Here is a 6,427-nt window from a genome sequence, read left to right as displayed (position 1 = left end):
GGAAGGGCACAGCTGTTCCTGTCCGTCGCCTCCACCCATGGCCTCACCCGAGTCACAAACACTGGCTTCACCAACCCCTTCACGCTCACCGTCACGCCCAAGGCTCCAGCGGAAGCGGGACTCGGCACCTGGACAGACGAGATCGTCATCTCCGTGTGCGAGGACACCGAGTGCGGCAAGCCCATCTCGGGGAGCCCGCGGACGGTGAGCGTGAGCTACACGGTTCGTTCCCACATCCAGGCCACCCCGGCGGCGCTCTCCTTCACTTCCGTGCTGGGGAGCAGCGCCTTGCCGGGCAGCAAGAGCCTGACGCTCCAGGGCACCTCCATCCAGTGGACGGCCTCGGCGAGCCCAAGCTGGGTCCAGCTCTCCGGCAGCACCAGCGGCGGCACGCCGGGCAGCCTCACCGTGAAGGTCAACGCCACGGGTCTGCCGCTCGGCAGCCACGCGGGCACCATCACCCTGACGCAAACGGAGACCGGCGATGCCCTGGAGGTACCCGTGACGCTGCAGGTGGTGCCCCCCACTCTGTCCATCACCCCGCTCTCCCTGTCCTTCGCGGCGGCGGACCTCCCGGACTCGACGATCGAGCCGGTGGCGCTCTACCTCGACACGGGCACCAGCCCCTATTCCTGGACGGCGACGGTTGACACCGGTGGAGGCCCCGCATGGCTCAAGCTCAGCAACACCTCAGGAACGGTGTCCTCCATCCCCGCCTTGCTCACGGCCAGCGTGAACATCCAGGACATGCCGAACGGGAGCTTCTCGGGCAGCGTGACCCTCTGCTCCGGCGGCGCGGCGCAGAGCAGCGACACCGTCAAGGTGGGCCTGTGGGTGGGCGCCCGTTCGCCCAACAGCCAGGACTCGCTCACCACCATCTACCATGCCATCGAGACGGAGCCGATCCGCCCCTATGTCTATGCCCACACCGACGACGGCGACCTAATTAACGATGGGGTCCGCTTCAGCCCTCCGGGCAGTGGGGCGGTGGAATCGACCGTTCTGGTCCTCTCTCGTATCGGAGTACTTCTGCATAAGATTGGGATACAATGAATGACAACTGCACCTCGCCCGCTTCCATAGCGGATCTGCTGCACAACCTTCAGCAGAGCGCCTACCTGATCGTGATCAGCGCCAAGTCCGCGGCCGATATCGGGAGGATGTTCAAGCTTGAGCATTCGGAGACGGTGCTCGGCCGGAGCCATGAGGCCCAGTTCCAGATCGAGGACGACGGCATCTCGCGCAAGCACGCCAAGGTGGTGGCGTTGGGGAATGGGCGTTTCCAGCTGATGGACCTGAGCACCAACGGGACGTACCTGAATGGCCAGCGGGCGAGTACGGCGCCGCTGTACGACGGCGACAAGATCCAGACCGGCTCCAACACGGTCCTCAAGTTCTCCATCCAGGACCAGTTGGAGGAGCAGTACCAGCGCAGCATCTACGAGTCGGCCACGCGCGACGGGCTCACGCGGCTCTACAACAAGAAGTTCTTCATGGCGACGTTGCGCAAGGAGTTCACCTACTGCCTGCGCCACCAGCTGCCGCTGTCGCTGGTGATGTTCAAAGTGGATCACTTCACGATGATCAACGACGTGTACAGTCACCCGGCGGGTGACTATGTGCTGACGCGCATCGCCCAGCGGGTGAGCGACACGGTCCGCATGGAGGATCTGCTGGTGCGCTACGACGGCTCGGTGTTTGCGCTGATGCTGCGCGAGTCCGCCGAGGAGCAGGCGTATGAGTACGCTGAGCGATGCCAACGGGCGGTGGACCGCAGCGACTTCATCTTCAGCGGCACGCCCATCAAGGCGACCATCAGCCTGGGCGTGGCCACGCTGCTGAACTCGGACTTCGCCCAGCCAGAGGACCTGATCGTGGCGGCGGACAAGTACCTGCACCGCGCCAAGCGAGCGGGCCGGAACCGGGTGGACGCCAAGGCCGTCAGTGGCCCATAGGCAGGGCTGAATATGGGTCCTCGGTGTTCCAGCGCTTGAACAGTTGCTTGAGGATGGCAGCCATGGAGGCTCCGCAAAGATGAGCGTGACGGATCCTTGATGCGTGCGCCCGATGCTACTCCGTTGGGCTCTGGGGCCCACCTGCGCCTCATGCTATCCATGAGCCTTCGTAGCCTGCACGCAAACCCCAGCGCGTGCGGCAGACGGGCGAGGCAACGCGCATGAATGGCAGTGGGACCCGCGTCGACGTGCTGATTGTCACCGCGCTCAAGGAAGAGCTCGATGCAGTCCTCGACATCGAACTCGACAGCAAGGGTCGCAGCGGCTGGCAGGATGCTCGCGACGAGAGCGACTACCCCTACCATGTCCGTGAGATCAGCAACGAATACGGGCAGATGCTCTCGGTGGCCGCGGCATGGGCTGGCGATATGGGCGTAGGAGCGACCACCGTGCGAGCGGTGGGGCTCATCAAGGAACTCGATCCCAGTTGCATTGCCATGTGCGGAATCTGCGCGGGCTGGCGCGAGAAGGTCTTCCTGGGCGACGTCATCGTTGCGGATCGGGTGTTCAGCTACGACACCGGCAAGCACGTGGCCGCCAGCGGTGAGCAGGGCGCCGAGTTCTTCCACGACATCACCACCTACAACCTCGAGACGAAGTGGAAGATGGATGCCGCGTACTTCGCGAGGAAGTTCCAGGAGAGCCCAGCGCTGAAGATGGAGCGCCCTCGCTCGAGAGAGTCCCAGGTGCGCTGGCTGCTCCGCACGCTGGACGCGCATGAGCGCCGAGGAGGACTTTCACCCGTCGACCACCCTGATCGGGAGACGCTGTGCTCTGGATGGACCGCGCACATCCAGGCGCTGCGACAGAGGGGGATGATCTCGGAGGCACTGGGAGAGCTCAAGCTTACGGAGAAGGGGCGGCGTGCGGTGGCGGAGGTGAACCTGCTCTACCCGAGCAAGGAGGATCGCGATCCCGCCTTTCGAGTGCATGTAGGAGTGATCGCCACGGGAAGCGCCGTCCAGGAGGATCCGCAGCTCTTCCCCCGGCTGAGCCGCCACGTCCGAAAAGTGCTCGGGGCCGAGATGGAGGCCAAGGCCATCGGCTTCGTGGCCGAGCAACTCGGGCGCCGGAGAGCAATCATCGTCAAGGCGGTCTCGGACTACGCTGACGAAGACAAGGACGATGGGTATCGCCCCTTCGCCTGCCACGCCTCGGCGGCGGTCCTTTTGGCGTTCCTCCAGAAGCATCCGCTCGCGGACGCAGACCCCACCGTGATGAGTCCGCTGGTCTCTCCCCGCGAGGTGCGCGAAGAGGACAAGCGCCATGACGAGTTCCTCGCTCACGTCGAGCGGGCTTGTTCATTGTGCTACCCGGAGGGAACGAAGATCACCCGACGTCCGGGGCCTGCACCCTTCAGGACCTACCTTGAGGTCCAGGTGACGGAAGGCCAATTTGTTCGGGTCTTCCCGGTGGTGGCGCTCGAGCAACCCATCACGGATGGGATATTCCGGGCCTTCTTGGGAGGGATTCATGCCGACTACCAGAACATGAATCCGGCGGTCATCTCGACGCTGGTCCACGCTGGACCGCCGGCTCCACAGGAGCTTGCTCAGAAGGCATTCTCCCGGCAGGTCCGGCTCACCAGCTTGGCAGAGTACCAGGGGCTGTTCGACTTCTCCGCCTATCTCCAGCGGCAGACGGCACAGCTCGAGAACAATGCCATCTATCCCCCGGAGCTCTACGTGGAGCAGCGAGCCCAGGTGAGCATCGGTGGGCAGGAGGCGATCCCGACGGAAGATGTACTCCAGGCGCTCCGTGAGATGCTCGACTCGCCGCACCCGCGCTTCGCGCTCGTGCTGGGGGACTTCGGCACGGGCAAGACCTTCCTCCTCCATGAGCTGGCACGGCGGATGGCTCGCGAGAAGGCGGCATTAGTGCCGGTGCTCATCGAGATGCACTCCCTGCAGAAGCACCGCTCGCTCAAGGCGCTCATCGCTCAGCACTTCGCTGCGGCCGACGTGGGGAGGCTGGGGTCGGATCAGTTCCTCTACATGCTGCAGGAGGGGCGCATCGCGCTCCTGTTCGATGGCTTCGACGAGCTGGCGCTTCGGGTGACGTACGACCAGGTGATGGAGCACTTCAGCACCCTTATCGAGGCCGCTCAAGGCCAGGCCAAGGTCGTCGTCACGAGCCGGACGCAGCACTTCCTGACAGATCACGACGTCAAGCGCGAGCTCGCCAGGCGCGCCGAGGTGTTGCCGGGGTACCGCCTCGTTAAGATGGAGCGGTTCAATGTGGATCAGGTCCGGCGCTTCCTGACCAAGCGGCTGGGGAGCGACACGGCTGCCCGCGAGCGGATGACGCTGCTACGAGACGTGAGGGATCTGCTCGGCCTGTCCGAGAACCCGCGTCTGCTGAGCTTCATCGCAGAGCTGAATCCGAAGGCGCTCCAGGACGCGAGGGATGGCTCCGGAGAGATCACCTCGGCAAGCCTCTATGAGTTCCTGATCGAGCGCTGGCTCAAGGGCGAGCATGCGCGCGTCACCCCCTCGGGCTCGCCGCGTGGGCTCAGCATCGAGCAGCTCCGCAATGGGGCGACCGAGCTGGCGATACTGCTCTGGGAACGCACCGAGCTGTCGGTGAACATGAAGGAGCTTCCGCCAGGGCTGTTCGCGGCCATGAATCTCCAGGGGGAGCACGCGCTCGACAGAGAGGTGATCCGCCACCAGCTGGCCTCTGGCTCGCTCCTCGTGCGGGACGAAGAGGGCCGGTTCTCGTTCATCCACCAGTCGATCCTCGAGTGGCTTGTTGCTGACGCGGCCGCCCGGGCCGTACGGGCGGGAAAAGAAGCGGCCGTCCTTGGCCAGAGGGAGATGAGCGAGTTGATGGCGGACTTCTTCATCGCCCTGGCTGGACCCGAGGTCGCTCGTACCTGGGCCGAAGCAAAGGCGAACCTGACGGAGACGGACGTCATCCAGAGCAACGCACTCCGGGTGGCGCAGAGGCTCCGGGTGACGCAGGCCGAGCCAGACACAGCCTTCGAGGTGAAGGGCGCCAAGAACCTGCAGGGCAGCAACCTGCGTGGCCAGGATCTCTCGCAGGCGGATCTGCGTGGCGCCAATCTGGCCGGGGCCAACCTCGCAGGGACGACGCTCGCGCAGGCCGACCTGTCCGAGGCGCGGTTGGGTGGGGCCAACCTCGCGCGAGCCAACCTCGACCAGGCCGTGCTCCAAGGCGCAGATCTGACGCGAGCCGACCTGTCGGGGGCGAGCCTCCTAAGGGCTGACCTTCGAGGTGCGAGGTTTCAGGGCGCGACGCTGCGTGCAGCCAAGCTCGTGGGCGCGGAGGTGGATTCGCTGGAGGGCGCGGAGCTGTTCGGGGCGGCCATGCCCGCTCCGGCCCGAATCACGCCCAACCTGGGCTTCACCGCTCCCATTCAGGCCATGGCGTTCAGTCCTGCAGGAGAACTCCTGGCGACCGCCCACGTCGGCGGGATGATCCAGCTCTGGGATGCGAAGACGGGCCAGCCTCTCCGGATCCTCGAAGGGCAGACGGACTTTGTGCTCGATCTCGCCTTCGATCCGGATGGCAGGACGCTGGCCGCTGGCGCGGAGGATGGGAAGGTCATCCTCTGGAGCGTGGAGCAGGCGGAGCCCTCGTGCATCCTGCAGAAGCACTCGGGGCATATCCGCAGCGTGGCGTTCAGCCGGGATGGCAAGGTGCTGGCCTCAGGGGCCGATGATGGCAAGGTCGTCCTCTGGAGCGTGGAGCGGGCTGAGCCGCTGCACATCTTCCAGCGGCACACGGGAGCCATCTCCCGCGTCATGTTCACCCCGGAGGGGAAGACGCAGGCTGCCAGCTCCGATTCCGAGGCGATCCTCCTGTGGAGAAATATGGAGCAGCCAGGGCCTCTGCGAATCTTCCGGACGCCAAGCCATGTCCTGAGCATGGCGTTCAGCCGGAATGGCAAGCTGCTGGCCACGGGCGCTGAGGATGGAAAGGTCATCCTCTGGAGTGTGGAGCAGGCGGAGTCCCTGCGCACCTTCAAGAGTGATTCGGGGAAGGTCCAAAGTGTCGCGTTCAGCCGGGACGGCAGACTGCTGGCCACCGGCTCCGATGGGGGAAAGGTCATTCTCTGGGGGGTGGATCGGCCAGAGCCCCTACACACCTTCCAAGGACAGTTGGGATCCATGCGAAGTGTGATGTTCAGCCCGGATGGCAGGACGCTGGTGGCTGGCTCGGAGGACGGCAGGGTCTTCTTCTGGAATGTGGACCAGGCCAGGCCCCCGCGCGTTCTCCAGGGGCAGCTGTCGGTCACCCGAAGTGTGGCGCTCAGTCCGGATGGCAGGATGCTGGCTTCCGGTTCCGATGACGGAAGAGTGCTCCTCTGGAGCGTCGAGCGCACCAGGCTCCTGAACACCCTGCAAGGGCATGCAGGGGCTGTGCTGTGCATGGCGCTTAGCTCGGAC

At 65.0% G+C, this 6,427-nt stretch carries 3 protein-coding genes; all 3 read left to right on the top strand.

From position 1 onward, the window contains the following. On the top strand, positions 1–1,053 hold a 1,053-nt coding region (locus VD972_RS06435; RefSeq protein ID WP_324982307.1), incomplete at its 5' end, for a BACON domain-containing protein. Continuing rightward, on the top strand, positions 1,050–1,955 hold the full coding sequence (locus tag VD972_RS06430) for a GGDEF domain-containing protein (RefSeq protein ID WP_324982304.1): 906 nt from the start codon (positions 1,050–1,052) through the stop codon (positions 1,953–1,955). The genes VD972_RS06435 and VD972_RS06430, both read left to right, overlap by 4 nt. A 221-nt stretch (positions 1,956–2,176) precedes the next feature. Beyond that, a partial coding sequence (locus VD972_RS06425) for a pentapeptide repeat-containing protein (protein ID WP_324982301.1) occupies positions 2,177–6,427 on the top strand: 4,251 nt, incomplete at its 3' end.

This window comes from Hyalangium sp. (assembly GCF_035629615.1).
Taxonomy (GTDB): domain Bacteria; phylum Myxococcota; class Myxococcia; order Myxococcales; family Myxococcaceae; genus Hyalangium.
This window is presented reverse-complemented; position numbering and strand designations above follow the sequence as displayed.